The sequence below is a fragment of the Pontibacter lucknowensis genome, from assembly GCF_900156415.1.
Classification (GTDB): Bacteria; Bacteroidota; Bacteroidia; order Cytophagales; family Hymenobacteraceae; genus Pontibacter; species Pontibacter lucknowensis.
In genome coordinates this window covers 1-1,142 of record NZ_FTNM01000019.1, presented here as the reverse complement: position 1 = coordinate 1,142, position 1,142 = coordinate 1, and the positions used below count along the sequence as shown (strand labels likewise).

The following is a 1,142-nucleotide window of genomic DNA, read 5'->3' as shown; positions in this document are numbered from 1 at the left end:
CAACTTAACGAACCGCTGTATGCGAGACCCGCTTGTACAGTGGTGTGAGAGGCGCACCCCGTCAATTAATACTGGCGGGGCCGTCTACTCGATTACCTAAGGTTATTTTTTCAATTTCACTATACCAGTAGCTACAATTACTGTAGTTACCAAGCCAACTAAAGGTATAAAATGAAACAATGTTATTTCTTCAGCATATTCATCGGTCACAGCTTCATAAAAGTAGTAACTGAAAATAAGTGTAATTATACCTAGTAGAGTAAGGAGCAATGAACTGCTCTTCAGTTTTACTTCTGTACCTAAGAAGGCTCTAAACAGAAGTATAGCTGTCAATGGCATTATAGCTAACGATATTAAAAGAACGATTTGAAAGTCAACATCAAGGTTTTTAAAAGGATGAGCGGCCATTACAAATACAGGAACAATGATGCTAAATCCCAAAATTCCCAATGCATATAAAGCTGTGAATGGAATCAGAAGTCCTGAGTTGCTTTCTTTCATAATTGTAATCAAAGGTAACGTGCTCGTGCAGCTTATGGGCGAGGCGAAGCCAAGCATAAGAGCTGCACCTTGTTACAAGCTGTTTTTCTTTTATTTGTAGCCGTACACTATCAGTTTCTCTGAAGTCAACTCGATTTCCAGTTCACCAATTACAGCTACTTTATTGCTTATTTCCAATATGTCCTGATAGTAAGTAAACGGTTCTAACATCTGCTGCCCCATCGGTCTGTTTACAGTCCATTCGCTTGGAAACTCAACCCATTCTATTTCCTTAAAGGATGAAGGCCCACCAGTCATCGTATCGTTTATTCCCTTTTCATTGAAGACCATTTGATATTCGTCAACTGGAGGTATTTTTAGTTCTCGCAATACATTATCCCATACGTCTTTTATGAGGCACTTTTTTACTACATCATCATGCTGAGATAAAACTCTAAACAGTTTCGCCCATTTAGAGTTATTCATATACCTGCCTGAAAAGCTATCAAGCTTCTTTGCTAATCTTGCTTCGTATTTGAGGTTTCCATCTATCATTCAAATTGCTTGTAACGTCTAGTGTAGAAGGCGGACAAGGCGAAGCCGAAGTATGGCTTGTATGCCTTGTTAGCCAAAGAGATTCTACTACACAGCTTCCTGCTTAT

General features: G+C 39.1%; 2 protein-coding genes. Both read right to left on the bottom strand.

The window, feature by feature from the left end:
- Window positions 1-102: 102 nt before the first annotated feature.
- Window positions 103-501 carry a hypothetical protein gene (locus BW972_RS19530; RefSeq protein ID WP_143732171.1) on the bottom strand — a complete coding sequence of 133 codons (399 nt, stop codon included), beginning with the start codon at window positions 499-501 and terminating at the stop codon, window positions 103-105.
- 90 nt (window positions 502-591) lie between these two features.
- Window positions 592-1,035 (bottom strand): hypothetical protein, encoded by a 444-nt coding sequence (locus tag BW972_RS19525; protein WP_076423355.1) that lies wholly within the window; start codon window positions 1,033-1,035, stop codon window positions 592-594.
- Between the last annotated feature and the right edge of the window lie 107 nt (window positions 1,036-1,142).